Source organism: Streptomyces sp. NBC_01508 (genome assembly GCF_045040315.1).
GTDB lineage: Bacteria > Actinomycetota > Actinomycetes > Streptomycetales > Streptomycetaceae > Streptomyces.
In genome coordinates this window covers 4,830,739-4,855,455 of sequence record NZ_CP109419.1, presented here as the reverse complement: position 1 = coordinate 4,855,455, position 24,717 = coordinate 4,830,739, and the positions used below count along the sequence as shown (strand labels likewise).

The following is a 24,717-nucleotide window of genomic DNA, read 5'->3' as shown; positions in this document are numbered from 1 at the left end:
CCGGGGACTCAGGTCTCCGGCCGCGACTCCGTCTGAAGCAGGTCCAGCGAGGCCGCCATCCGGGCCGTCACGTCCTCCGCGTACACCGCGTCCTGGCGTTCGAACGACGGACGGCTGGCGCCCCGCAGGAAAGTGACCACGCCCAGCGTCCTGCCCCGGCTCCGCAGCACCGTACAGAGCGCGTGCACGGAGTCGGTGGGCCACTGGCGGGAGACCGACCAGGTCGGGGTGGTCGAGGCCCCCGAAGGGGCGCTCGCGCGCACCGAGCCCGTGCGGGTCACCGCCTGGAGGGCCGGGTGCCCGTCCCGATACCGCACGGGGATGCCGCCGGCCGCCACCGGCAGGCAGGGGCCGACCGAACCGCCCGGCGTCGCCGCCACCCGTACGAGCCGGGTGGGCGGCACATCGCCGGTCGACGTACCACCGCCCGGAGCCACCGGCGGCGGCTCGCCGTGCACGAGATCGATCAGCGCGTGGTCGGCGAAGCCCACGAGCGCGAAGTCCAGACAGACCGTCGCCGCCTCCATCGGGCTCTCGCACTCGCCCGCCGCCCGCCCGGCGCGATGCAGCTGACCGGCCCGGAAGCGCAGCTTGTCCGCCTCCTGCGCGGCGAGCCTCGCCTCCGTGACGTCCTGGAAGAGCCAGCCGACACCCAGCGGCACCGGCTCCTCGGCGAGCGGGGAGGCCAGCCGGAGAAAACCGCTGCGCCAGCAGCGCCGCCGCTCACCGCCGTCCGGCGTGCGCAGCGTCACCCACAGCTCGGCGAGCGCCCGCGGCGCGCCTTCCGCCAGTACGTGGTGAAGCGCACCCTCCAGCTCCTCCACGCCCTGGGTGACGGTCTCGCCCAGGGGCCGCCCGAGCAGGGCCGTACGGCCCGTGCCGAGCGCACGCGCGGCGTGCCCGTTCACGACGGTCGGCCGCAAATCCACGTCCACCAGGACCACGCCCCACAGCGCGTCGTCGAACAGCGCCTCGCTGAGCGCGATGGACCGCTCAAGATCGATCTGCGCGTGCACCTCGCTGAACGCGCAGTACACCCCGGCGGGCCCGCCGTCCGCACCGCGCACCCCGGCGGACTGGGTCCGTACGAGCACCCGGCTGCCGTCCTTGCGCAGCAGCGCGAACTCGTGCACCAGCCGTCCGGGCACGTTCATCGCCGACATCAGCCGTCCGCGCACCTCGTCGGCGTCGGCGCTGCGTACGGCCCAGCCGGCGAATCCGCGCCGGCCGACGGCCTCTCCGGCGGACCAGCCCAGTATCCGCTCGGCCTCGCGGTTCCAGTGCGTGATGACGCCGTCGGCGTCGAACGCGCAGAGCGCGGCGTCCATCCCGTCGAGCAGGGCGGCGAGCAGATCGGCCCCGGGGCCGCCGTCGGGGCCGGCCGGCCGGGCCGGGCCGGATTCCGGCTCGTCGGGGCCGGGCGGGCGAGTGGTCTCACTCCGGGAAGCACTCATCCTTGGCACCCCCTGCCGGCTGCTCGGTCACACCTACGATCATTCAACTCGAACGTGACCCAGCACACACCTTGTTCCCCGAAATCGTTGTGCGGTGGAAATCCAAATAATCGCTTGTGGGCCGCGGGACGGGTTCCTAGGGTGGTGAGCACACTAGAAGGGAGGTGGTTCGGAAGTGATTTCAATCCGGACAAGTGAGGTGACTGCGGGCTGACGCCCGTCGTCGCACACGTGCGGTGCCGGTGAACCACCGGCCCAATCCAAGCAGTCACCCGACCCGCGTGCTCGCCGGTAAGTCCGGCCGGCTCCTCCCCGGAGGAACCTGAGCACGCGGGTCGTCCGCGTGCCGTGACGTTCTACGGGCAGAGCCGCTCCACCCGCCAGCCCGGGGCCTCGCCCGCGGCCTCCCTCACGTACCGCAGCCGGTCGTGCAGCCGGTTCTCGTGCCCCTGCCAGAACTCGACCGTCTCCGGGACGACCCGGATACCGCCCCAGTGCGGCGGCACCGGGACGGGCTCGTCGTCCGGGTAGCGGGCGGCCAGCTCCTCGTACCGTTCGAGCAGTTCCGCGCGGGAGCCGACCGGCGTGGACTGGTCGCTCGCCCAGGCGCCGAGCTGGGAGCCGTGCGGGCGGGTGCGGAAGTACGCCGCGGTCTCCTCGCGGCCGACGCGGGACGCCGTACCGGTGACGACGACCTGGCGGGCCAGCGCGTGCCAGGGGAAGAGGACGCCGACGTACCGGTTGGCCTCGATCTCCCGGCCCTTGCGGGACCCGTAGTTGGTGAAGAAGACGAAGCCCCGCTCGTCGTACTCCTTGAGCAGCACGGTGCGCGACGACGGGCGGCCGTCGGGGGTCGCGGTCGAGACCACCATCGCGTTCGGCTCGTGCAGACCGCCGGCCACCGCGTCCTTGAACCAGCTCGCGAACTGGTCCATCGGCCCGGCTGCGAGGTCGGTCTCCAGGAACGGGGACGAGCGGTAGTGCGCGCGCATCACGGCGGGGTCGGGGGTCTCGGCGGGGTCGGGGGTCTCGTCAGGCATCGGAGTATGAGGCACGCGACCCATCCTCCCGCAAGGCCGAGGCCGGGGCATGGTTGATTCGATGTCCGGGCTGGGCAGGACGGTGAGTAACGGATGACCGTTCCGGGCCGCGAGTCGTACGAGAACGACCGTGGATCCGGACCGTCGCCGACAACTTCTGACACCGGACCGCGGGCCGTAGGCCGTAAGCCGTCACCCGGTTCAGCCGTACGCTTCCGTGTCCGTCACACCAGAGGAGCCGCCTGATGTCCGATTTCGTACCCGGACTCGAAGGAGTCGTCGCTTTCGAGACGGAGATCGCCGAACCGGACAAGGAGGGCGGCGCCCTCCGATACCGGGGCGTCGACATCGAGGATCTGGTCGGCCGGGTGTCCTACGGAAACGTGTGGGGCCTGCTGGTCGACGGCGCCTTCAACCCCGGCCTGCCGCCCGCCGAGCCGTTCCCCATCCCCGTCCACTCCGGCGACGTCCGCGTCGACGTGCAGTCGGCGCTCGCGATGCTCGCCCCCGTCTGGGGCCTCAAACCGCTCCTGGACACCGACGAGGTGACGGCGCGCGACGAGCTGGCGCGGGCCGCCGTCATGGCCCTGTCGTACGTGGCGCAGTCGGCGCGCGGCCAGGGGCTGCCGATGGTGCCGCAGAGCGAGATCGACAAGGCGGAGTCGGTGGTCGAGCGCTTCATGATCCGCTGGCGCGGGGAGCCCGACCCCCGGCATGTGAAGGCGGTCGACGCGTACTGGACGTCGGCGGCCGAACACGGCATGAACGCCTCGACGTTCACGGCCCGCGTCATCGCCTCCACCGGCGCGGACGTCGCCGCGGCCCTCTCGGGGGCCGTCGGCGCCATGTCCGGGCCGCTGCACGGCGGCGCCCCGTCGCGGGTCCTCGGCATGATCGAGGAGATCGAGCGCCTCGGCGACGCGACGGCGTATGTGAAACAGGCGCTCGACAAGGGCGAGCGGCTGATGGGCTTCGGCCACCGCGTGTACCGGGCGGAGGACCCGCGCGCCCGCGTACTGCGGCGTACGGCCAAGGAGTTGGACGCGCCGCGCTACGAGGTCGCCGAGGCACTGGAGAAGGCGGCCCTGGCGGAACTGCACGCGCGCCGCCCGGACCGGGTGCTGGCGACGAACGTGGAGTTCTGGGCGGCGATCATGCTGGACTTCGCGGAGGTGCCGGCGCACATGTTCACGTCGATGTTCACCTGCGCCCGCACGGCCGGCTGGTCGGCCCACATCCTGGAGCAGAAGCGGACGGGGCGGCTGGTGCGGCCCTCGGCGCGGTACGTGGGGCCGGGGACGCGGGACCCGCGCGAGATCGAGGGGTACGACGCCATCGCGTCCTGACGGGACCGGTACGTGCCGCTGTCCTTGACCGCCGGACGGGCTCAACCCGGCCCGTCCGGCGACGCCCTCTGGTTCGCCTCCAGGGCGTGGTGCGAAAGTAGCGCCGTCCGCCCGAAGGGCGGGGCCGACGGCGTCTGGTGCGTGCGATCGCAAGGCGGAGGATCGTTCTCGTACTGGGCGTACTTGGATGATTCCGACAACGCGGCGAGTGCGCGTGCCAGGCGTCGTCGGCCAGGCGGGACTTTCGAAACACGCCCTAGTTCTCGTACGCGTCCGTCACGCAGTCCACGTAGCAGCGGTTGCGCTCGAACCGCTCGCGCAGGGCGCCCGCCGCCGATTCACGGGAGACGGCTCCGTGCCCGAAGTGCTCGGCCGCCACGGTCAGCACGTCGTCCACCCGGACGATCGCCGGTTCGTCGGCCGCCGCCGCGTGGCGGGCCGCCGCGATCGCCATGTCGGCGGAGCGGCGCAGATCACGCGGCAGCCGCCGGTACTTGACATCCTGCGCGCGGACCCGCAGATACGGCTTGCGCACCTGCCCCTGCCAGATCGCCCCGGCCGCCATGAGTACGGCACCCACCGCGACGACCACGAACACGCCCTCCACCGCCCGCCCCCCCCTCCACCGGCCCGGCATCCCCGTCAGCCCAGCACCTTGTCCACGATCCTCGCCCATTGCGCGACCACCCTGTTCCGCCGCTGTGTGTCGTCCGTCAGCAGCGTGGCCAGGCCCAGGCCGCGCGCCATGTCCAGCAGGCCCTGGACCGTCTCGCGCACGCCGGGCACGGACTCGTCGGCGCCCAGGAGTTCGACGGTCGTACGGTGCGCCTCGCGGCCGACCCGTGCTTCGAGTTCGGCGACGCGGGGCCGCAGTTGCTCCTCGTCGGACGCGGCGACCCACAGATGCAGCGCGGCCCGGAACAGCGGCCCGGTGTAGAGCGCGACGACCGCCTCGACCACCTCGCGGCGGCGGGTCGGCCCGGCGGGCGCGAGGGCGCGCAGGGCCGTGGAGCGCTCCTCGGCGACATACTCGACGGCCGCCGTGAACAGGTCCTCGCGGGTGGGGAAGTGGTGCTGCGCCGCGCCGCGCGACACCCCGGCGCGTTCGGCGACGGCGGAGACGGTGGAGCCCGCCCAGCCGTGTTCGGCGAGGCAGGAGACGGCGGCCTCCAGCAGCCGCCGCCGGGTGGCGCGGCTGCGGTCCTGCTTGGGCGCGGCTAGCGCACCCACGCCGCGTCCCGCCGTTCGAGGAACGCCGACATGCCCTCGCGGGCCTCGGCCGTGGCGAAGAGGGACGCCGAGCGCTGGACAAGATCCTCCGCGTACCGGTCGAAGGTCTCCAACACCCCTGCGGTGAGCAGCTTCTTGGATTCGGCCAGGCCCTGCGGGGAGCCCCTGCGCAGGGCGTCCAGGAGCGGGGCGAGCGCCGTGTCCACGTCGTCGGCGGCCTGCGTGACGAGCCCGTCCGTGACGGCCTCGGCCGCGTCGAAGGTCTCGCCGGTGAGGTAGTGGCGGGCGGCGGCGCGCGGTGTCATCCGAGGCAGCAGGGGCATCGAGATGACGGCGGGCGCGACACCGATCCGTACCTCCGTGAAGGCGAAGTCCGAGTCGGTGGAGGCGATCACGATGTCGCAGGCCCCGAGCAGCCCGAGACCACCGGCCCGGACATGGCCGGTGACGCGGGCCACGATGGGCTTGGGGTGCTCCACGATCTGCCGCAACAGCCCGACGAAGGTGTACGGGTTCGGCGGCTCCTTCAGATCGGCGCCCGCGCAGAAGGTGGTGCCGGTGTGGCTGAGGACCACGGCGCGTACGGACGGGTCCTTGGCACACCCGGTGAGCGCGTCCGCCAACTCGCCGACGAGCCGCGCCGACAGAGCGTTGCGCTTGGCCGGCGCGTCCATGGTCAAGGTGGTGATGCCGCGCTCGTGCGCGGTCGCGACGAGCGTCACGTGGTCTCCGTCTTTCCTTGCGCGGTCCCTTGTGGTGCGCGAGGTTCAGAGGGTGGCAGCGCGCGCCGCATCAATCAAGCGAGCGCGTCCAGGGCTGCCGCGACCGGGGTGGGATCCAGCGGGCCGACGTGCGACGCCCCGGGGAAATCGCGCACGCGGAAGGTGTTGCCTGGCGTGAACGCGTCGGCCTCCGCGATCATCCGGTCCTGGAGTGCGGTGGCGATCGTGCGGTCCTTGCCGAAGCGCAGGTAGGTGCGGGGAACGCGTCCCCAGTGGGCGGCCCGGCCGACCGCCCGGCCCGCGTGAGCGGTGACGGGCTCGTCGGTCTGCATGCCGGCGAGTATCCGGCGGTAGTCCGCGTCGGGGTGGTCCGCGCAGATCATCTCCTTCAGGAGGGCGAGTTCATGGCTGTCTCCTGTACGGAAGTTGAGTCGTAGGACACCGACCCGGTCCGGGTCCCCCACCGTCGGCTCGACGGGGCTGACGGCGTTCGCGTTCTCGGGCGCCGCCGTGCGGGCGTCCGCCGTGGACAGGGCACGGCTGGGGCAGAACGCCGCCATGTAGCAGATGTGGTGCAGCAGATGCGGGACGGCGTCGGCGACACGGCTGACCGATACGCCGCCCAGGCTGTGCCCGACCAGCACCACCGGGCCGTTGCGTGCCGCCCGCGCAACGCGGACCGCCGGGTGGCACCTGTTCGTTCTCCATTCGTCGCATTCACCATGAGCACGACGCTACAAACGGCCCACTCGGCCGACCAGCGGTCCGACGATCCAGCGGGCCGAGGAGTCGTGGAGCTGTTTCGCGAACTCCTCGGCGGTGGACAGCGGATGGACGGTGGTGACGGACGCGCCGGCGCGCGTGGCGCCGTAGAACACCACCGGATACGCGACGGTGTTGGGGCTGTACAGGGCCAGGACGTCGCCCTTGCGCAGGCCCGCCGCGGTGAGTCCGGCGGCGGTACGGCGGTGGAAGGCGTCCAGTTGGGCGTAGGTGACGGTGGTGTCGTCCGTACCGTCCACGAGGGCGACGGCGTCGCCGAATTCGGCGGCGCGGCCGAGGACGGCCTCGTGGATGGGCCGGTCGACCACTTCGACGTTCGCGTACTCGCTGTGAAAGATCATGACGACAGCCCCTTCGACGCGTCGACGGACAGAATGGCGCGCCTCAGTACGACTTGGGGAGACCCAGGGACTGGTGGGAGACGTAGTTCAGGATCATTTCGCGGCTGACGGGCGCGATCAGCCGCGCGGTCGCCATCGACGGCGCGCTCATCGGCGGCCCGTACCAGGGGAAACGCGCACCGGCGGGTACGGAGCGCAGCGCCCGCCGGAGCCGTTCGCGGCCCTCGCGCCAGCGGGCGAGGAGCAGGCCGGGCGGCAGTACGGCGCCGGCCTCGGCGCCCTCGTCCACGAAGGAGTCGGGGGCGGCGAGCGCCTTCGCGGCCTCGTCGGCGAAGGCCGCCTCGTCGGTCACGGCGAGGAGGGACGCCGTGTCGGTCCAGGTCAGATGGGCGATCTGGTGGGCGACGGTCCAGCCGGCCGCCGGGGTCGCGAGCGACCAGCTCGTATCGTCCAACTCGGCGACGAGCCGGTCGGCTTCCGCACTCTCGTCGCGCAGATCGTCGAGGATCGGCGCGACGGGGTCGGGCGCGGCGGGGTCGGGCGCGGCGGGGTCGGACACGGGCACGGGCATGCGCTCCGATCGGCTCTCGGGACACAGCGTGGTGCGTGCCCCGGAGCATGGCAGCGCCCGGAGAAACAAGCAAGCGTGCTTGCTTTACTCCTTCACGCTCACCTCGACGGCCAGTTTCTTGCGCTTGCCCACCTGCGTCCGCACCGCGCCCATGCTCGCCGCGATGACCAGCGCGATCGCCAGCGCGTCGGTGAAGGAGAGATCCTGGTGCAGCACGAGGAAGCCGGCCATGGCCGCGAGGGCCGGTTCCCCGCTCATCAGGATCGCGAACGTCGACGAGGGCAGCCGCCGCAGGGCGGCCAGTTCCAGCGTGTACGGCAGTACGGACGACATCAGCGCCACCGCGAGTCCGAGCCCGATCGTGGACGGCACCAGCAGCTTCGAACCGGCGTCCATGATGCCCAGCGGCAGCGTGAGCAGCGCGCCGAAGGCCATGGCCAGCGCGAGCCCGTCGGCCTGCGGGAAGCGCTGCCCGGTCCGGGCGCTGAAGACGATGTACGCCGCCCACATCGACCCCGCCGCCAGCGCGAACGCGGCGCCCACCGGGTCGAGCCGGTCGAAGCCGCCACCGCTGAGCAGCAGCACACCGCCGAGCGCGAGCCCGGCCCACAGGAGGTTCCCGAGCTTGCGGGAGGCGATCACGGAGAGGGTGAGCGGCCCCAGAACCTCCAGGGTCACGGCCGCGCCCAGCGGGATGCGGTCGGCGGCCTGGTAGAAGAGGAGGTTCATGGCCGCCAGCACGGCACCGAAGACGAGCACCGTGCCCCAGTCGGCGCGCGAGTGACCACGGACCTTGGGCCGGCAGACGACGAGCAGCACGATCGCGGCGAGCACGAGCCGCATCGTCACCACACCGACGACACCGGTACGCGGCATCAGCAGCACGGCGATGGACGCCCCGAACTGCACGGAGAGCATCCCCCCGACGACAAGCGCGACGGGCCCGAGCGTCCGCCGCGGCGCCTTGCCCTCCCGGAGACCGCCGCCTCCCGGACCGCCCCCATCGACGGCCCCCACGCCCCCCGGGGCCTCCGGGGTCGTGACAACGCCACTCACGGCTGCGGTACGCGGCTCATCCACCGGAAACCTCCTTCGGGCCATCTAGGGCAACACAATGAACTACGGGATCCAACATACTGCACCCAAAAACAAGGCCGCCCACGCGGTCCGCCTCTCACCGTGACATGAACAGCCCCCCAAGGGCGACCAAGATTCCACCCACCGGCCGCGCAACACCTCCCACGAGGCGTCGGCCCCCTCCTCGGCCACCTCGCATGAGGGAAACGTCACCTCACGCCTCCGGCTGGAGGGCCGTCACCCGACCTCGCGAAGAAACCCGGCGCCTTCCGCTACCGACCGACCCCCGCGACCGCCCACCGGTGCCCGGTGTCCGGATCGTCGCTCCACACGTACTGGCTGTCCGGAGTGCGCGTCATACCGAAGTCGTAGAGGTCCGGCCGACCGTGCCGCTCCCAGCGGGCGACGGCCGACTCGATCTCCTTGAGAAGGCGCCGCGGCCCACCCTGAAACGCGGCGCCCGGCCCGTCCCCCGACGCGGTCAGGGTCGCCCACGAGGTGCGGCCGTCGTGCACCCAGGCCACCGCCCCGTCCCGGTCTCCGAGGATGACCTCCACGTCCGGCAGGATCACCCGCAGCGCGAACAGCAGGTGCGGATCGGCCAGTTGGGCCAGGCCCAGGGTGTGGGAGCCCTCGTCGCCGGCGGGGGCGTGGCCGCGTACTTCCTGCCAGCCGAGCCGGGCCGACGTGCCGCGGGCGGGCATGAACAGGGCGAGCCCCACGCATCCACCCGGTGGCGGACCGCCCGTCGGCCGCGACGGTGAGTGCGACATGCCCCATGCGGCCCCACGGGGTGACGATCCGCCCACCGGGCCGGGTCTGGGCCACCCACTCCCACGGGACGGTGTCGACCGCGTACGTCGACTCGACCCTGTCGTACGGGCCTCCCGGCGCGTGCCCGCGCCGCCCGTCCCCGGTGACCACGGTGACCCCCGACCCCTCCGCCGCCAGGCGGGTGCGCGCCGTTGCCGCGAGGCCGGGATCGGTCTCCACACTGGTCACCCGCCCCGGTCCGGCGCGGCGGGCGAGGAGCGCGGCGTTCCAACCGGTGCCGGTACCCAGTTCCAGCACCCGGTGGCCGGGGTCAGGCATCAGGGAGTCGAGCATGTCCACCACGACGGACTGACAGGACAGGCTGGAGGTGGCCCGTCCGTCTCGCACCTGGGTGATGGCGGGGTCGCTGGGGCCGCCGTAGACCTCGGCCGCCCACCGCTCGGGCTCTGCCGCGCGGTTCACGGCGACGTACGCGTCACCGTCCCAGCGCCACAGCGTGTCCGGTGCGAACGAGTGCCGCGGAACGGCGTCCACCGCTTCCCGCACCCACGGCGAGTCCTCCGGCCAGCCGCCCCGCTCCTCCATCGCCTCGGCCAGCGCGACCCGCCGCTGCTCGAACACCAAGCCCTACTTCCGTCGGTTGCCACTGGGCGGCGGAGGCTTGGGCACCTCACTGTCCCCGTTACCGGGCGGCGGTTTGCCCTGCGAAGGATCCGGCTCGGGCTTGCGGTGATCACCCATGGAGAGATCCTTTTTGAAAGTAGTCGATCAACTACAGATTGCTATGATTCCGGCTGGCGGGTCAAGCGATCCAGAACGACCGGCATCCAACTCTGGTGGCACTGGCCCGCAGACCCGGGCGCATTCGGCAGCGCATCCGTCAGCGGCCCAAGTCCCGTCCACCCGAACCATCATGGCCCGTCTCCTCCGCCAGCGCCTCCGCCAAGACCTCCGCCAGATGCCGTGCCCCGCCCCCGGCGAGCTGGTCCAGTTGCGTACGGCACGAGTAGCCGTCCGCCAGGAGTTCCGTGCCCTCGGCCGCCGCCCGGACCGCCGGGAGGAGTTGGTCCTCCGCGCAGGCCACCGAGACGCCGTAGTGGCCCTTCTCGAAGCCGAAGTTGCCCGCCAGGCCACAGCAGCCGCCGCTCAACTCGCCCGTCAGGCCCGCCCGTTCACGCAGGCGGCGGTCCGCCGTGTCGCCGAGGACCGCGTGTTGGTGGCAGTGGGTCTGGCCCGCGACCGGGCGGTCGACGCGTGGGGGGATCCAGTTGGGGGCGCACTCCTCCAGTGCCTGTGCGAACGTCCTTACGGACGCGGCCAGTCGGGCGGCGCGTGGGTCGTCCGCGAGGAGTTCCGGGAGGTCCGTCCTGAGCGCGGCGGCGCAGCTCGGCTCCAGGACGAGTACCGGCAGGTCCATGTCGAGCATCGGTTCCATCCGGTCCAGGGTGCGGCGCATGACGGCGCGCGCCTGGTCGAGCTGGCCGGTGGAGACGTACGTCAGGCCGCAGCAGACCTTGCCGGGCGGCAGGACGGCGCCGACACCGGCCGCGTCCAGGACCCGCACCGCCGCCTTCCCCACGGACGGGGAGAGGTGTTCGGTGAAGGTGTCCGGCCACAGGATCACGAGCCGGCTCGTGCCGAAGATCTCCGTGCCCCGCCGCCGCCTCTCCCGCCGCATCCACCGCGTGAACGTCCGCGGCGCCAGGCGCGGGATCGAGCGTTCGGGGTCGATCCCGCCCATCCGTTTGGCCAGCGCGGCGGCCCCCGGCAGCCGTACCGCCGCGTTCAGCAACCCCGCGAACGGCGCCGCCGCCCGGAGCCAGCGAGGCAGCCGCCCCATCGCGTAGTGCGCGGCGGGCCGCCGCCGGCCCGCGTAGTGGTGGTACAGGAATTCCGCCTTGTACGTGGCCATGTCGACGCCCACCGGGCAGTCGCTGCGGCAGCCCTTGCAGGACAGGCAGAGGTCGAGCGCGTCCTTGACCTCGGTCGAGCGCCAGCCGTCCGTCACGACCTCACCGGCGAGCATCTCGTGCAGCAGCCGGGCGCGCCCGCGTGTGGAGTGTTGTTCGTCGCCGGTCGCGCGGAACGACGGGCACATCACCCCGGCGCCCGAACTCGGCCCTTCCACGCGGCATTTGGCGACGCCGACACAGCGCCGTACGGCCGCCGAGAAGTCCCCGCCGACGACCCCGTCCGCCTCGCCGTCGTGCGGATAGGCGAAGGCGACGTCGATCCGCTCGCGTGGCAGGACCTCGAAGCGCAGGTTCTCGTCGAGCCGGTCGGGCCGGGCGATCGAACCGGGGTTCATACCGCCCGCCGGGTCCCACACGTCCTTGAACTGCCCGAAGAGACCGGTCAGTTCGTCCCCGTACATCGTCGGCAGCAGCTCCGAGCGCGCCAGCCCGTCGCCGTGCTCGCCGGACAGCGAGCCGCCGTGCGCGACGACGAGCGCCGCGACGTCCTCGGAGAAGCGCCGGAAGACGCGCACCCCTTCGGTGCTCAACAGGTCGAAGTCGATACGGACATGGATGCAGCCGTCGCCGAAGTGCCCGTACGGCGTGCCCCGTAGCCCGTGCTGGGCGAGCAGCGCGCGGAAGTCCCGCAGATACGCCCCCAGTCGGGCGGGCGGTACGGCGCAGTCCTCCCAGCCCGGCCACGCCTCGCCGCCGTCCGCGTTGCGGGTCGCGGTGCCCGACGCCTCCTCCCGCACCCGCCACAGCGCGCGGATCCCGGCCGGGTCGGCCACGACCGTACCGTCCAGGGCGTCGGCGGCCCGCAGGATCCGCTCGGCGTGCGCACGCGCCTCGGCGACGGTGGCGCCGCCGGTCTCCACGAAGAGCCAGGCGCCGCCGCGCGGCAGTTCGTGCGGGCCGGGGACGAGGTCGTCGGCCATGCCCTCGACGGTCAGCGGGTGGTACGGCAGCAGCCCGGCCGCCGCCTCGGCCGCCGCGCTCTCGTCCGGGTAGCCGAGGACCGCGAGCACCCGCGCGGGCGGCGAGTCCACCAGCCGTACGACGGCTTCCGTGACCACGCCCAGCGTGCCCTCGCTGCCGCAGAACGCGCGGGCGAGGTCGGTGCCGTTCTCGGGGAGCAGCGCGTCGATCGCGTAACCGGAGATGCGGCGCGGGAGGCCCGTGGGGTAACCGGTGCGCAGGAGGGCGAGGTTGCCCTCGACGAGGGGGCGCAGACCGGCGGGGGCGCCGTCCCACCCCTTGCCGAGGCGCCGAGAGGCGCCCCCGTACGTCGTGACCGACAGCTCGTGGACGTTGTCGGCGGTCGTCCCCCACGCGACCGAGTGCGACCCGCACGAGTTGTTGCCGATCATGCCGCCGAGGGTGCAGCGGCTGTGTGTGGAGGGGTCGGGCCCGAAGGTCAGACCGTGCGGTTTGACGGTGTCGCGCAGCCGGTCGAGGACGACGCCGGGCTGCACGACGGCGGTACGCGCCTCGGGGTCGACCGACACGATCGAGCGAAAATATCGGGTGAGATCGAGGACGACGCCGACGCCGGTGGCGTTCCCGGCGATGGAGGTGCCGCCGCCGCGTGGCACGACGGGTACGCCGTGCGTACGGCAGACGTCGAGGGCCGCGGCGACGTCGGCCGCGTCGCGGGGCGCGACGACGCCCACCGGGACGCGCCGGTAGTTGGAGGCGTCCATGGTGACCAGGGCGCGGGCGGCGGCGCCGAAGTCGACGTCACCTCGGACGGCGCCGGCCAGGTCTCTCGCCAGCGCGCCGGTCGCCGACTCACCGGTCACCGACGCGCCGGTCGCCGACGACGCCTTCGCGGGAGCCCCGCCCTGCCGCTCCTTGTACTCAGCCATTCCCCCAGGATGCCCCGCCGGCCGTGTCCCACCACCTCCCACCGCCTCCCCACCACATCTCACGACGTGAACCGCTCCCCTGACGGCCGGCGGAAAACGTCTAGGCTGCCGCCCGTGGCCGATATTCAGATTCCCGCTGACATCAAGCCCGCCGACGGTCGTTTCGGCGCTGGCCCCTCCAAGGTGCGTACGGAGGCGGTCGACGCCCTGGCCGCCACCGGTACCTCTCTCCTCGGCACGTCCCACCGCCAGGCCCCGGTGAAGAACCTGGTCGGCGCGGTGCGCGACGGTGTGCGTGAGCTGTTCCAGCTCCCCGAGGGCTACGAGGTGATCCTGGGCAACGGCGGCTCCACCGCCTTCTGGGACATCGCGACGCACGGTGTGATCGAGAACAAGTCGCAGCATCTGACGTTCGGCGAGTTCTCGTCGAAGTTCGCGAAGGCGGCGAAGCTCGCCCCGTGGCTGGCCGAGCCGAGCGTCATCTCCTCCCAGCCGGGCACCCACCCGGACCCGGCGGCCGAGGCGGGCGTGGACGTCTACGCGCTCACGCACAACGAGACCTCCACGGGTGTCGCCGCGCCGGTCAAGCGCGTCGCGGGCGCCGACGAGGGCGCGCTCGTCGTGGTCGACGCCACGTCCGGCGCGGGCGGCCTGCCGGTCGACATCGCCGAGACCGACATCTACTACTTCGCCCCGCAGAAGTCCTTCGCCTCCGACGGCGGCCTGTGGATCGGGGTCTTCTCGCCGGCCGCGCTGGAGCGCGCCGCGCGGGTCCACGCCTCGGGCCGGCACATCCCGGAGTTCTTCTCGCTGCCGACCGCGATCGACAACTCGCTGAAGAACCAGACGTACAACACCCCGGCGCTCGCCACGCTCTTCCTGCTGAACGAGCAGCTGACCTGGCTGAACACCCAGGGCGGCCTCGACTGGTCGACCGCCCGCACGGCCACGTCGGCGCGCACGCTGTACGGCTGGGCGGAGTCGTCCAAGTTCGCGACCCCGTTCGTGCTCGACCCTGCGCACCGCTCGCAGGTCATCGGCACGATCGACTTCTCGGACGAGGTCGACGCGGCGGCGGTCGCCAAGGTGCTGCGTGCCAACGGCATCGTGGACACGGAGCCGTACCGCAAGCTGGGCCGCAACCAGCTGCGGGTGGCGATGTTCCCGGCGATCGACCCGGCGGACGTCGAGGCGCTGACGGCGTGCGTCGACTACGTGATCGACAAGCTCTGACGGACGCGTTGACGCACGCGTTGACGCACGCATCGACGCACGCGTAACCCGTCGTACGCCCCGGCCTGGTCGGCACCGACCGGGCCGGGGCGTACGTGTCTCACGGGATCGACCGGCGGCGTCATCACTCCTACGCGTGAAGGATCACGCTCACGACGTACCGGGCTGTCCCGGCATACGATGATGGTCTCGACACCAGCCATCAGGAGGCCCGCATGTCTGCCGCAGCAGCCGAGCACCCCTGTGACAGCCCACCGGAAAGCCAGCTCGAAGCCGCCGACCACCTCATGGAGCAGCTTCCCGGCTACCGCGTCGAGATCATCGGAGGCGTCATCGCCGTGACCCCGCCCCCGGACGGCAACCACGCGTCGGTGCTCACCGACGTCATGATCCCCTTCCTGGCCGTTGGCGTGCACGGTCAGGAATCGAGAGTCCTACAGAACGTGGGTCTGTGGCTGCCGGGCGGCCCGGAGGACTTCGCCATCCCGGACCTGGCCGTCGTCGACGCCGACTTCGAAGAGCACCTGATCCAGTTCAACTGCTACGACCCCGTCGTCTTTCGTCTGGTCCTCGAAGTCACCTCCAGCAACTACCAGCAGGACCTGCGGAACAAGGTCACCGCTTACGCCGAGGCCAGAATCCCGATCTACGTGATCGTGGACCGTAAACACAATCGGCTGCACGTTCTGACCGAACCCGTCGCCGGCGACTACACCAGTCACCGCATCCACGCGCCCGGCGAGCAGATCCTCCTCCCCGACTCCATCGGCGCCGAGGTGAAGCTCGACGTCTCCGCCCTGCTCAAGGCCGGGGAGCCCAGGAAAGCCACCTGACGTTCACCGGCTCAGCCGCTGGAACCTCCGTACCGCCAGTGGTACGAACACCAGCGTGATCGCCACCGGCCAGGCCACCGACAGCAGCAGCGCGTGTTCTTCCGGCCAACTGCCGCCGCTCGCCACCGGGTTGCCGAACAGTTCGCGGATCGCCGTCACCGTCGCGGACACCGGGTTCCACGCCGCGACCACGCCCAGCCAGTCCGGCATCAGGGACGGGGCCACGAAGACGCTGGAGATCATCGTCACCGGGAAGGCGACGGCGAAGAGACTGCCCGCCTGTTCGGGACCGGGGACCACCAGGCCGAGCCAGACTCCCATCCAGATCAGCGAGAAGCGCAGCAGCAGGAGCAGGCCGAAGCCCGCCAGGGACGCGAGCAGGCCGCCGTCCGCGCGCCAGCCGATCGCCAGGGCCGTGAGCGCGAGGATCGCCAGTTCCGCGCCCGCTGTGATCAGGTCCACGACGCCCCGCCCGGTGACCACCGCGGACGGCGCCATCGGCATCGACCGGAAGCGGTCGTGCACGCCCTTGCTGGAGTCGGTGACGAAAGCGGTCGCCGTGTTCATGAAGCCGAAGGCCATCGTCATGGTGAACATGCCCGGCATCAGGAACTCCCGGTAGTCACCGCCGCCCGGCACCTTCATGGCGCTGCCGAAGACATAGCCGTAGAGCAGCACGGAGACCAGTGGAAAGCCCAACGTCCAGAGGATGAAGGTGGGTTGGCGCTGGTAGTGGGTCAGGCTGCGGCGTACGAGATTCCAGCAGTCGACCGCCGCCCAGTAGGTCCGGCCGCGCGTGCCCTGCGGTGCGAGACTGACGTTCGTGGTCATGCCGCCACCCCGGTCTTCGTTTCCGACTTCGTTTCCGACTTCGCTTTCGTCGTCTTCTTCGTCACGTCGGCCGGGGGCTCTTCCGTACGGTGCCCCGTCAGCCGCAGGAACACGTCGTCCAGGCTCGGCCTGCGCAGGCCGATGTCCTCCACCGCGATCCCCCGGTCCCGCAACTCCCGCGCGACCTCGGTCAGCGCGGTCACCCGGTCGGTGACCGGCGCGTGCACCCGGCGTGCCTCGGTGTCCGTCCCGGGCGCCGATCCCGCGACGCGTGCGATCACCTCGGTCACCGCCGGGAGTTCACGTTCCTCGTACACGACGACCTCGATCAGGTCACCGCCCACGGTGTTCTTCAGCCCGTCCGGGGTGTCGTCGGCGATGGCCCGCCCCCGGTCGATGACCGTGATGTGCGAGGCGAGCTTGTCGGCCTCGTCCAGATACTGCGTGGTGAGCAGCACCGTCGTACCGCCCGCCACCAGCGCCCGCACCGCGTCCCAGACCTCGCCGCGCCCGCGCGGGTCGAGCCCGGTGGTCGGCTCGTCGAGGAAGAGGACCCGCGGGACGAGGATCATCGACGCGGCGAGGTCGAGCCGGCGCCGCATGCCGCCGCTGTACCCCTTCACGCCCTTGCCGGCCGCGTCCACCAGGTCGAACTGCTCCAGCAGTTCCCCGGCGCGCAGGGCGGCCCGCCGTCCGCCGAGGTGGAAGAGGCGGCCGAACATCTCCAGGTTCTGCCGGCCGGTGAGCATCTCGTCCACCGCCGCGTACTGCCCGGTGAGCCCGATCAGGCCGCGGACGGTGCGCGGGTCGCTGCGGACGTCGACCCCGGCGACCGTCGCGCGCCCGCCGTCGAGCGTGAGCAGGGTGGCGAGGGCACGGACGGCGGTGGTCTTGCCCGCGCCGTTCGGGCCGAGGAGTCCGTGCACGGTCCCGGTGCGTACGGCGAGGTCGAAGCCGTCGAGGGCGTACGTGTCCCCGTACCGCTTGCGGATCGCTTCGGCATGTACGGCGTATTCGGTCACTGCCCCTCCAAAGAACTGAGTACGGTGTACCCAAGGAGCGTACACGGTACCCAATTAATGTCCAGGAGATTAGGCTGAGGCCATGGCGACAACGGAAAGCAGCGGCAGCGGCAATGTGTCCCGCAGCATGGAACTCCTCTGGGGCACCGGCGAGCGTGCGACCCGCGGCCCCAAACCGGGGCTCACGCTCGACCGGATCGTCACGGCCGCCGTCGAGATCGCGGACGCCGAAGGGCTCGCGGCGGTCTCGATGCGCAGACTCTCCACGGAGCTGGGCGCGGGAACGATGTCGCTCTACCGCCATGTCCCGGGCCGGGCCGAACTGGTGGACCTGATGCTGGACCGCGTCCAGGGGGACAACGTCGGCCGCCCGGAGCCGGCGGACGCCCCCGGCTGGCGAAAGACCGTCGAGACGGCGGCCCGCGAGGAACTCGCCCTCTACCAGGCCCACCCCTGGCTGCTCTCCGTCAACCAGACCAGGCCCGTCCTCGGCCCGGGCGCCGTCGGCGGCATGGAGACGCTACTGGGCGGGATCAAGGACATGGGGCTGACCGACCAGGAACTGGTATCCGTGCTCATCATGGTCAGCGGTTACGTCTCCGGGGTCGCCCGCACCCAGGTGCACGCCGTCGAGGTCCGGCAGGCGACGGGCATCAGCGACTACGAGTTCTGGGAGGCGCAGGAGCCGTACCTGTCGAAGGTGATGACCAGCGGGCGCTATCCGGTGATGGCCACGCTCTCGGCAGACGCGTTCGGCTCCGACTTCGACCACTTCGAGTTCGGCCTCCAGCGGCTGCTCGACGGCCTGGAGGTGCTGGTCGCACAGCGCACGGGCGCGTAACCGGTCCGGACCCGGTGAACCCCGCTGGTCACCGCCCTTGGGTACTGTCCGGCCGCACCAGACGCCCCGGGCTGATCCCCGAAAATCCGCCGGACAGGACCTAGTCGCTCCGCCGCCGGCGCTTGAACCCGAAGAACAGCACGGCCGCGCCGACCAGCACCACCGCGCCGATCGTGACGTTCCCGCCGTCACCCCCGCCGTCACCCCCGCCGTCACCCCCGGCGCCGCCGCCGCCGTCGCCGGCCACGTCACCCCCCGCGCTGCTGCCGCCCCCCGACGACGAGCCGCCGCCGCCCTCGATGTCGACGCGGTTGACCTCGCTGCGCGTCCCCTCCGTGCCGAACATCAGGGCCGACCCGTCCAGGGTGTACGTCACCGACTCGGCCTGGCCCTGGATCGGGGCCCGGACCCGGTGGTCCGCGCCCGGGCGGCCGTTCTTCCACGCGTAGCCACGGGCGCTGAGGTACGAGCGCAGCACCAGTTCCTTGCCGTCCGGCGAGAACGCGCCGTCGGTCACCCACGGCACCTCGCCGACGCGCGTGAAGGTGTTCGTGGCACCGGTGGTCAGCTTCGCCGGTCCCTCGTAGAGGCCGCCGCCGGCCTCGTTCTTCGAGGCGATGTAGACGCGGCCGGTGGTGGGATGGACCATCAGCGCCTCGGCGTCGCGCGGGCCGTCCGCGTACTTCACGTCGTACTGCGTCGCGTCGACCGTCGCGTCCGCGAGCCGTTTCGGCTCCGGGAAGCGGTAGATCCAGACGTGGTCCCAACTGCCGTTGAGGTTGTCACCGATGTCACCGACGTAGATGTCACCGTCGGCGCCGACGGAGATCGCCTCCATGTCACGGGGCTCCCCGACCCCGCGCATGGTGATCGTCGCGACGGTCTCGCCGGTCCGGGAGTCGACGCCGTAGATGAGGGGCTTGTCCTGGTCGTTGTGCGTCCAGTAGACGCCGGGGTGCGCGCGGCTGGCGGCGAGCCCGCTGGACTCGGTGATGCGCGGGTCCAGGATCCGGAAGCTCCGGTCGGGGTCGGCGGCGGGCGCGGCAGGCGCGGCGGGCGCGGCCGTCGCCACCGGGGCGGAGAGGGTGGACAGGGCGAGCAGCGCCGCCGCGACAGCGGCGCCGGCGAGACGCGGAGACGGACGCAGGACCTTGACCATGGCCCAAGACTGCCACCTCACGGGCCGGGCGCGGTCGTCCGCCGGTGATCGGGGATGATGATCCGATGCGTTTCATGTTCGTCGGCGACTCGATGACCATCGGCCGCGCCGGCGACTTCACCTGGCGCTACCGGATGTGGCAGCACCTGAACGCGTCGTACGGCGGCCCGTACGCGATCGTCGGCCCGCGTACCGGTCTGTACGACGCCCACGCCGACGCCCCGGTGTCGCACGCGTACGGCGCCCCCGACTTCCCCGCGAAGGCGTGGCCGCACCTCGCGGGCTGGGGCGAGGGCTGGCAGCACATGGCGCCGGTGATCCGCGGGGCGGTCGCCGCGCACCGCGCGGACGTGCTGCTCGTCTCGCTGGGCCTGATAGACCTCGGCTTCTACACGGACAGCGAGCAAACGGCCGTCTATGTAAGGGAGTTCATGGCCGAGGCACGGGCGGCCAACCCGCGCGTCCGGGTCGTTCTGCTGCCCGTCATACCCAACACCCGCGCGGACACCGACCCGGCGTTCGCCGCCGAGATCGACCGCTTCAACGACCTGCTGGCCAAGGCGGTCGCCGAACTGGACTGCCCGACCTCCCCGTTGCTGCCGGCCGCGCGCCCGGCGTCGTACGACCTCCACCGCGACACCTACGACGGGACCCACCCGGGTCCTTCGGGCGAGCATCTGCTCGCCGGGGCGTTCGCCGACGCGATGCACCGGGCGTGGCGGCTGGGTGCGCCATATGCCGTCACATCGCGGCGAGTTGGGGATCGAGCGGTGCGCGGGTGAGGCGGTTGGCGAGGGTGGAGAGGGTGTACGTGCCGATGCCCAGGACGACTTCGAGGGCGTTGCGTGCCGTGTAGCCGTGCGCGAGGAACGCGTCGAGCTCGGCGTCGTCCACCGCTCCGGCGGTCGCGAGGACGGCGAGGGTGAACTGCCGTACGGCTTCGAGCTGTTGGTCCACCAAGGCGCGCTGCTCGGTCAGTGCGGCGATCAACTCCGCGTCGGCGCCCAGCTTCCGCAGCCTGCCGCTGTGCATGGCCACGCAGATGTGGCACTCGTTGCGGGTGACGACGGTCATCACTACGACCTCGCGCGCCACCGGGTCGAGCGTCGTGTCGTCGAAGAGGGCGGTGAGCTTCTGGAACCCTTCGAGCAACTGGGGCGAGGCGGCGAGCCGCGCCATGGCGGACGGCAGAAACCCCAGATGGCCGGCGGTGGCCTCCATGGCGCGGCGGGAGCCGGGGGGTGCGGTGTCGGGGGTGTGATCGGCGAAGGTGGCGTTGGCTCGCACGGGAGCCCTCCCTAGAATGGACAACGTGGTTGACGAAAAAAAGGTAAACCAGGTTGTCGATTTCCGCAACGCGAATGGTCCGGGCGGCCGTGGCTGAGCGCGCGGGCTCCGAGCGCGCGGACTCCGAGCGTCCGGGCGACGCGCCCGGATACGAGCTGCCGCTGCTCCTCTTCGCCGGATTCCGGTCCCTGATCGACCAGTTGCACGCGGAACTGGCCCGCCAGGGCCACCCGGACCTCCGGCCCGCGCACGGCTTCGCCATGCAGGCGATCGGCACCGGTGGCGCCACCGCCGCCACCGTCGGCCGCCGCCTGGGCGTCTCGAAGCAGGCCGCGGGCAAGACGGCCGACCGCCTGGAGACCCTGGGCTACGCGGAACGCACCGAGGACCCCACGGACGCCCGCCGCAAACTGATCCGCCTCACCCCGCACGGCCTGGACGCGCTCGCCCGCTCGGCGCGGATCTTCGACGAACTGCGCGCCCGGTGGGCGGCGACCCTCGGCCCCGACCGGCTGCGCGCCCTGGAGACGGACCTGCGGGCGGTCACCCCGCCGGACGAGTTCGGTCTGGACGCGGGCGACTGGCTCGGCGGCCAGTGAGCCGTCACTCCGGCCCGAGCGCCCGCCCGAGCGCCCGCCCGCACCCGCCGCAGGACACCGACTCGGGGTCGTCGTTCAGCCGGCCGCACTCCTCGCAGACCAGTTCCAGCATGCAGGGCGGCTCACCGCCCTCGTCGTCCGCGCCACCCGAAGACATCGCCGCACGCCCCTCCCCCACTCGTCCTCGCCTCAAGCCTAAGCACCCCACCCCCGAAGGAGAGCACCTCGTGGACCGCGAACCCGATGAGCGGTATCCGCCGATCGAGCCCTACGACCACGGCACGCTCGACGTCGGCGACGGCAACCTCGTCCACTGGGAGGTCTGCGGCAATCCGGACGGCAAGCCCGCGCTCGTCGTGCACGGCGGCCCCGGCTCCGGGTGCGATCCTCGCGTACGGCGGTACTTCGACCCCGCCCGCTACCGCGTCGTCCTCTTCGACCAGCGCAACTGCGGACGCAGCACCCCGCACGCGAGCCACCCCGCCGCCGACCTGCGGCACAACACCACCGGCCATCTCCTCGCCGACATGGAGCGGTTGCGCACGCACCTCGGTATCGACAAGTGGCTGCTGTTCGGCGGCTCCTGGGGCTCGACGCTGATCCTCGCGTACGCCGAGCGGCACCCCGAGCACGTCTCGGAGATCGTCATCCCCAGTGTCACCACCACCCGCCGCTCCGAGATCGACTGGCTCTACCGGGGCGCCGGCCAGATCTTCCCCGAGGCGTGGGCACGCTTCCGGGCCGGCGCGGCGAACGCGCCGAGCGCGGGCAACCCGGACGACACCCCCGTCCTCCTCGCCGCTTACGCGCGCCTCACCGAGAGCCCGGACCCCGCCGTACGGGACAGGGCCACCGCCGACTGGTGCGCCTGGGAGGACGCGGTGCTCTCGGGGGAACCGCACGGCTCCCCCGACCCGTACAGCGGTCGGCCCGCCGCCGGCCGCCAGGCATTCGTGCGGATCTGCGCGCACTACTTCTCGCACGGCGCCTGGCTGGAGGAGGGCGCGCTGCTGCGCGACGCGGGACGGCTGGCGGGGATTCCGGGGGTGCTGATCCACGGCAGGTACGACCTGTCCGGCCCACTCGGCACCGCCTGGGACCTGGCCGCCGCCTGGCCCGGCGCCCGACTGGTCGTCGTGGAGGACGCCGGCCACAAGGGCAGCGCGACGATGCGCCGCGAGGTACTGGCCGCGCTCGACGCGTTCGCGGCGCCGGGCGGACCGGGTGACCCCGGCACGGACGCCCGGCGCACCCATTGAGCCCTTGCTTCGAGCGCGCTCGAAGGCGTTGGCTGTGGAGTCATGAAGTACACGCAGCTCGGACGCACCGGACTCAAAGTCAGCCGACTCGTCCTCGGCACCATGAACTTCGGCCCCCACACCAACGAGGCCGACAGCCACGCCATCATGGACGACGCGCTCGGCGCCGGCATCAACTTCTTCGACACCGCCAACGTCTACGGCTGGGGCGAGAACAAGGGCCGTACGGAGGAAATCCTCGGCACCTGGTTCGCCCAGGGCGGCGGCCGCCGCGACAAGGTCGTGCTCGCCACCAAGGTGTACGGGCACATGGCCGCCGACGGCGACGCGTGGCCCAACCACGACAAGCTGTCCGCCCTCAACATCCGCCGCGCGGTCGACGCCAGCCTCAAGCGGCTCCAGACCGACCACATCGACCTGTACCAGTTCCACCACATCGACCGAGACACCCCGGTCGAGGAGATCTGGCAGGCGATCGACACCCTGATCCAGCAGGGCAAGATCCTCTACGCCGGTTCGTCCAACTTCCCCGGCTGGAAGATCGCCCAGACCAACGAGACGGCGCACCGGCTCGGCTCGTACGGCCTGGTCAGCGAGCAGTGCCTGTACAACCTCGCCGAGCGCCGCGCCGAGATGGAGGTCATCCCGGCCGCGCGGGAGTACGGCCTCGGGGTCATCCCCTGGTCGCCGCTCCATGGCGGGCTCCTCGGCGGCGCGATCCGCAAGGAGCGCGAGGGCGCCACCGGCAAGCGTTCGGGCGACCGGCTCAAGGACACGAAGATCCGTGAGCAGGTGCAGGCGTACGAGGACCTGCTCGCCAAGCACGGCATCGAGCCGGGCGAGGCCGCTCTGGCCTGGCTGCTGACGCGGCCCGGCGTGACGGGCCCGATCGTCGGCCCGCGTACCGCCGAGCAGCTGGAGTCCGCGCTGCGCGGGGTCGAGCAGGAGCTGTCGGACGAGGTGCTGGCGTCGCTGGAGGAGATCTTCCCGGGCCCGGGGCCTTCGCCGGAGGCGTTCGCCTGGTAGTCGCCAGGTAGTCGCCAGGTAGTCGCCAGGTAGTCGCCAGGCACAGGGGGCGCGGCTCTCGGGCCGCGCTCTCCCGTCTGCTAACCGAACGCCGCCGCCACAGCGACGATCACGAACATCAGCACCAGCGCGGCGGCCATGATCCGGTTCCGGGTTTTGGGGTCCACACGTCCGAGGTTATCGGCCGTGGCCGGCGGGCCTCGCGGTGGGGCAGCGCACCAGCGTCTCGTACCGAGGCTGCTCGCCCGGCACCCCGGCCACGGGCAGCCGGCTCCGTACGAGGACCACCTCCCCGACCTCCCACGGCGTGCCCTCGAAGCCGTCGAGCACGGCGGCGTACGGGGCCAGGTCGGTATCGGTCCGCGTACGGGCCAGCGTGAGATGCGGCCGGTAGGCGCGGTGCTCCTCCATCGGCAGCCCGGTCCGGCGCGCGGCGGCGTCGGCGCGTTCGGCGAGCCGCCGCAGCTGCGCGATGCCCCCGGCGGCGCCGGCCCACAGCGCGCGCCCACCGAAGTGCCCGCCGCCGCGCAGCCGCAGCGAGAACGCTTCCGTACGGTGCGCCGCGCGCTCCAGCCGCTCGGTCAGCTCGGGCAGCCGCCAGTCGTCGACCTCGCCCATGAAGGCGAGCGTGAAGTGCCACCCATCCTGCCCGGTCCACCGCATCCCGTCCGCCCCGGGTAGCCGGCGCAGCCGCTGGTCGACGGCGGCGGCGAGTTCGTCGACGGCATGGGCGGGCGGCAGTACGGCGGCGAAGAGACGCATGGCGGTCAGTCTGGCAGCCCGGCGTGACCAGGTCACCGTGGTTATCGTTGTACTGCGCGGCTGCCGAAGTTCGTACGGCAGCGGGGAGGAGCGCCACGATGACCGTCGTAGAGACCGACAGGATCGCCATGGCCGACGAGAGCGACAGAAAAGACAAGCTGACTCTGGACAGGATGTTCGAGTGGCTTGAGCAGTTGCCCGTCCCCGAGGGATACAAGGCCGAGATCGTCGGGGGGAACGTCTTCATGTCGCCACAACGGGACACCCATTGGGAAATCATCCTGGATCTGGTCGAGCAGCTACGCGCTTCCGGGTATGCGCGCAGCCGGGTCAAGTCCGATGTCCGCTTCGACTTTCCCGGGCATCTCAACGGCTTCGCCTGCGATGTCGTCGCGCTGTCCGGCGAGGCCGTCAAGAACGCGAAGGGCCTCTGGGACTACGAGGACATCGAGTTGGTGGCCGAGGTGATCTCCAAATCCACCGCCCTCAACGACTACGGCCCGAAGAAAGCCGCCTACGCGACCGCCGGCGTTCCCGTCTATCTCGTCGTCGATCCGTACGTCGGCCGCTGCCGCGTCTTCACCGAACCGAAGAACGACGAGTACACCGTCGATCGGACCGTCGACTTCGGTGAGGAGATCAAGCTCAAGGACACCGTGGTCGGACTGACTCTCAAGACCGACGAGTTCCCGCGCGGCTGACCC

22 protein-coding genes and 5 pseudogenes are annotated in these 24,717 nt (G+C 71.7%); 9 read left to right on the top strand and 18 right to left on the bottom strand.

What is annotated here, in order from left to right; genetic code table 11:
- Window positions 1–8 precede the first annotated feature (8 nt).
- Both OG700_RS22695 and pdxH read right to left on the bottom strand, forming a co-directional pair.
- Window positions 9–1,454 (bottom strand): PAS domain-containing protein, encoded by a 1,446-nt coding sequence (locus OG700_RS22695; protein ID WP_405616361.1) that lies wholly within the window; start codon window positions 1,452–1,454, stop codon window positions 9–11.
- A 356-nt stretch (window positions 1,455–1,810) separates the two neighbouring features.
- Window positions 1,811–2,494, bottom strand: coding sequence for a pyridoxamine 5'-phosphate oxidase (gene pdxH, locus OG700_RS22690; RefSeq protein ID WP_405616359.1), 684 nt, complete (start codon window positions 2,492–2,494; stop codon window positions 1,811–1,813).
- 245 nt (window positions 2,495–2,739) lie between these two features.
- Between pdxH and OG700_RS22685 the strand changes: the two genes are divergently transcribed.
- Window positions 2,740–3,840, top strand: coding sequence for a citrate synthase 2 (locus OG700_RS22685; RefSeq protein ID WP_405616357.1), 1,101 nt, complete (start codon window positions 2,740–2,742; stop codon window positions 3,838–3,840).
- Between the two features lie 256 nt (window positions 3,841–4,096).
- Here the strand turns inward: OG700_RS22685 and OG700_RS22680 are convergent, their stop codons facing one another.
- The 10 genes and pseudogenes from OG700_RS22680 to OG700_RS22635 form a co-directional block, all read right to left on the bottom strand.
- Complete coding sequence (locus tag OG700_RS22680; protein ID WP_405616355.1) at window positions 4,097–4,447, bottom strand: hypothetical protein; 351 nt, start codon at window positions 4,445–4,447, stop codon at window positions 4,097–4,099.
- A 35-nt stretch (window positions 4,448–4,482) separates the two neighbouring features.
- Entirely contained in the window at window positions 4,483–5,070 is a 588-nt protein-coding gene (locus OG700_RS22675) for a TetR/AcrR family transcriptional regulator (RefSeq protein WP_405616353.1), read from the bottom strand.
- Window positions 5,058–5,792, bottom strand: coding sequence for an enoyl-CoA hydratase family protein (locus OG700_RS22670; RefSeq protein ID WP_405616351.1), 735 nt, complete (start codon window positions 5,790–5,792; stop codon window positions 5,058–5,060). The genes OG700_RS22675 and OG700_RS22670 overlap by 13 nt, the downstream gene beginning before the upstream one ends.
- Before the next feature lie 74 nt (window positions 5,793–5,866).
- A pseudogene (locus tag OG700_RS22665) lies at window positions 5,867–6,466 on the bottom strand (alpha/beta fold hydrolase); the annotation flags it as partial.
- Between the two features lie 93 nt (window positions 6,467–6,559).
- Window positions 6,560–6,916 (bottom strand): annotated as a pseudogene (locus tag OG700_RS22660) (AMP-binding protein); the annotation flags it as partial.
- A gap of 115 nt (window positions 6,917–7,031) precedes the next feature.
- Window positions 7,032–7,487, bottom strand: a pseudogene (locus OG700_RS22655) (maleylpyruvate isomerase N-terminal domain-containing protein); the annotation flags it as partial.
- A gap of 84 nt (window positions 7,488–7,571) precedes the next feature.
- On the bottom strand, window positions 7,572–8,588 hold the full coding sequence (locus OG700_RS22650) for an EamA family transporter (RefSeq protein WP_405616349.1): 1,017 nt from the start codon (window positions 8,586–8,588) through the stop codon (window positions 7,572–7,574).
- A gap of 248 nt (window positions 8,589–8,836) precedes the next feature.
- On the bottom strand, window positions 8,837–9,286 hold the full coding sequence (locus OG700_RS22645) for a hypothetical protein (protein ID WP_405622280.1): 450 nt from the start codon (window positions 9,284–9,286) through the stop codon (window positions 8,837–8,839).
- A 109-nt stretch (window positions 9,287–9,395) separates the two neighbouring features.
- Window positions 9,396–9,656, bottom strand: a pseudogene (locus OG700_RS22640) (protein-L-isoaspartate O-methyltransferase family protein); the annotation flags it as partial.
- Between the two features lie 562 nt (window positions 9,657–10,218).
- Window positions 10,219–13,161: an FAD-binding and (Fe-S)-binding domain-containing protein gene (locus OG700_RS22635; protein ID WP_405616347.1), complete on the bottom strand. Its 2,943-nt coding sequence runs from the start codon at window positions 13,159–13,161 to the stop codon at window positions 10,219–10,221.
- Window positions 13,162–13,275: 114 nt separating this feature from the next.
- On the opposite strand from OG700_RS22635, the gene serC reads away from it, so the two are divergent.
- Both serC and OG700_RS22625 read left to right on the top strand, forming a co-directional pair.
- A complete protein-coding gene (gene serC, locus OG700_RS22630; protein WP_405616345.1) occupies window positions 13,276–14,394 on the top strand; it encodes a phosphoserine transaminase in 1,119 nt (372 codons plus the stop codon).
- Between the two features lie 215 nt (window positions 14,395–14,609).
- The gene (locus OG700_RS22625) at window positions 14,610–15,227 is read left to right on the top strand and encodes a Uma2 family endonuclease (RefSeq protein ID WP_405616343.1); all 618 of its coding nucleotides are present in this window, start codon (window positions 14,610–14,612) and stop codon (window positions 15,225–15,227) included.
- Window positions 15,228–15,230: 3 nt separating this feature from the next.
- Here OG700_RS22625 and OG700_RS22620 read toward each other — a convergent pair whose 3' ends face one another.
- The gene (locus OG700_RS22620) at window positions 15,231–16,058 is read right to left on the bottom strand and encodes an ABC transporter permease (RefSeq protein ID WP_405616341.1); all 828 of its coding nucleotides are present in this window, start codon (window positions 16,056–16,058) and stop codon (window positions 15,231–15,233) included.
- Window positions 16,055–17,080, bottom strand: a complete 1,026-nt coding sequence (locus tag OG700_RS22615; RefSeq protein ID WP_405616339.1) for an ATP-binding cassette domain-containing protein — start codon at window positions 17,078–17,080, stop codon at window positions 16,055–16,057. Before OG700_RS22615 ends, OG700_RS22620 begins: the two co-directional genes overlap by 4 nt.
- An 82-nt stretch (window positions 17,081–17,162) precedes the next feature.
- Between OG700_RS22615 and OG700_RS22610 the strand changes: the two genes are divergently transcribed.
- A complete protein-coding gene (locus OG700_RS22610; protein WP_405616337.1) occupies window positions 17,163–17,921 on the top strand; it encodes a TetR/AcrR family transcriptional regulator in 759 nt (252 codons plus the stop codon).
- Between the two features lie 100 nt (window positions 17,922–18,021).
- On the opposite strand, the gene OG700_RS22605 is transcribed toward OG700_RS22610, so the two are convergent.
- On the bottom strand, window positions 18,022–19,080 hold the full coding sequence (locus tag OG700_RS22605) for a WD40 repeat domain-containing protein (protein WP_405616335.1): 1,059 nt from the start codon (window positions 19,078–19,080) through the stop codon (window positions 18,022–18,024).
- A 65-nt stretch (window positions 19,081–19,145) separates the two neighbouring features.
- Between OG700_RS22605 and OG700_RS22600 the strand changes: the two genes are divergently transcribed.
- Entirely contained in the window at window positions 19,146–19,862 is a 717-nt protein-coding gene (locus OG700_RS22600; RefSeq protein ID WP_405616333.1) for a GDSL-type esterase/lipase family protein, read from the top strand.
- Here OG700_RS22600 and OG700_RS22595 read toward each other — a convergent pair.
- Window positions 19,822–20,301, bottom strand: a complete 480-nt coding sequence (locus tag OG700_RS22595) for a carboxymuconolactone decarboxylase family protein (RefSeq protein WP_405621892.1) — start codon at window positions 20,299–20,301, stop codon at window positions 19,822–19,824. The genes OG700_RS22600 and OG700_RS22595 overlap by 41 nt on opposite strands.
- 91 nt (window positions 20,302–20,392) lie before the next feature.
- On the opposite strand from OG700_RS22595, the pseudogene OG700_RS22590 reads away from it, so the two are divergent.
- A pseudogene (locus OG700_RS22590) lies at window positions 20,393–20,966 on the top strand (MarR family winged helix-turn-helix transcriptional regulator).
- Window positions 20,967–20,970: 4 nt separating this feature from the next.
- On the opposite strand, the gene OG700_RS22585 reads toward OG700_RS22590, so the two are convergent.
- Entirely contained in the window at window positions 20,971–21,123 is a 153-nt protein-coding gene (locus OG700_RS22585) for a hypothetical protein (RefSeq protein ID WP_405616331.1), read from the bottom strand.
- Between the two features lie 70 nt (window positions 21,124–21,193).
- Between OG700_RS22585 and pip the strand changes: the two genes are divergently transcribed.
- Together pip and OG700_RS22575 are read left to right on the top strand one after the other, a co-directional pair.
- Window positions 21,194–22,225 carry a prolyl aminopeptidase gene (gene pip, locus OG700_RS22580; RefSeq protein WP_405616329.1) on the top strand — a complete coding sequence of 344 codons (1,032 nt, stop codon included), beginning with the start codon at window positions 21,194–21,196 and terminating at the stop codon, window positions 22,223–22,225.
- A gap of 42 nt (window positions 22,226–22,267) precedes the next feature.
- Entirely contained in the window at window positions 22,268–23,251 is a 984-nt protein-coding gene (locus OG700_RS22575) for an aldo/keto reductase (protein ID WP_405616328.1), read from the top strand.
- 177 nt (window positions 23,252–23,428) lie between these two features.
- Here the strand turns inward: OG700_RS22575 and thpR are convergent, their stop codons facing one another.
- Complete coding sequence (thpR, locus tag OG700_RS22570) at window positions 23,429–24,013, bottom strand: RNA 2',3'-cyclic phosphodiesterase (RefSeq protein ID WP_405616326.1); 585 nt, start codon at window positions 24,011–24,013, stop codon at window positions 23,429–23,431.
- A 98-nt stretch (window positions 24,014–24,111) separates the two neighbouring features.
- Here thpR and OG700_RS22565 point away from each other — a divergent pair, with 98 nt between their 5' ends.
- Window positions 24,112–24,714 carry a Uma2 family endonuclease gene (locus OG700_RS22565; protein WP_405616324.1) on the top strand — a complete coding sequence of 201 codons (603 nt, stop codon included), beginning with the start codon at window positions 24,112–24,114 and terminating at the stop codon, window positions 24,712–24,714.
- Window positions 24,715–24,717: the final 3 nt, after the last annotated feature.

Coding starts and splice junctions, on each gene's coding strand:
- OG700_RS22695 (WP_405616361.1), bottom strand. CDS start 1,454: ATGAGTGCTTCCCGGAGTGAGACCACTCGCCCGCCCGGCCCCGACGAG.
- pdxH (WP_405616359.1), bottom strand. CDS start 2,494: ATGCCTGACGAGACCCCCGACCCCGCCGAGACCCCCGACCCCGCCGTG.
- OG700_RS22685 (WP_405616357.1), top strand. CDS start 2,740: ATGTCCGATTTCGTACCCGGACTCGAAGGAGTCGTCGCTTTCGAGACG.
- OG700_RS22650 (WP_405616349.1), bottom strand. CDS start 8,588: ATGGCCCGAAGGAGGTTTCCGGTGGATGAGCCGCGTACCGCAGCCGTG.
- OG700_RS22635 (WP_405616347.1), bottom strand. CDS start 13,161: ATGGCTGAGTACAAGGAGCGGCAGGGCGGGGCTCCCGCGAAGGCGTCG.
- OG700_RS22625 (WP_405616343.1), top strand. CDS start 14,610: ATGTCTGCCGCAGCAGCCGAGCACCCCTGTGACAGCCCACCGGAAAGC.
- OG700_RS22620 (WP_405616341.1), bottom strand. CDS start 16,058: ATGACCACGAACGTCAGTCTCGCACCGCAGGGCACGCGCGGCCGGACC.
- OG700_RS22610 (WP_405616337.1), top strand. CDS start 17,163: ATGGCGACAACGGAAAGCAGCGGCAGCGGCAATGTGTCCCGCAGCATG.
- OG700_RS22605 (WP_405616335.1), bottom strand. CDS start 19,080: ATGGTCAAGGTCCTGCGTCCGTCTCCGCGTCTCGCCGGCGCCGCTGTC.
- OG700_RS22600 (WP_405616333.1), top strand. CDS start 19,146: ATGCGTTTCATGTTCGTCGGCGACTCGATGACCATCGGCCGCGCCGGC.
- OG700_RS22595 (WP_405621892.1), bottom strand. CDS start 20,301: ATGGAGGCCACCGCCGGCCATCTGGGGTTTCTGCCGTCCGCCATGGCG.
- OG700_RS22585 (WP_405616331.1), bottom strand. CDS start 21,123: ATGTCTTCGGGTGGCGCGGACGACGAGGGCGGTGAGCCGCCCTGCATG.
- OG700_RS22575 (WP_405616328.1), top strand. CDS start 22,268: ATGAAGTACACGCAGCTCGGACGCACCGGACTCAAAGTCAGCCGACTC.
- thpR (WP_405616326.1), bottom strand. CDS start 24,013: ATGCGTCTCTTCGCCGCCGTACTGCCGCCCGCCCATGCCGTCGACGAA.
- OG700_RS22565 (WP_405616324.1), top strand. CDS start 24,112: ATGACCGTCGTAGAGACCGACAGGATCGCCATGGCCGACGAGAGCGAC.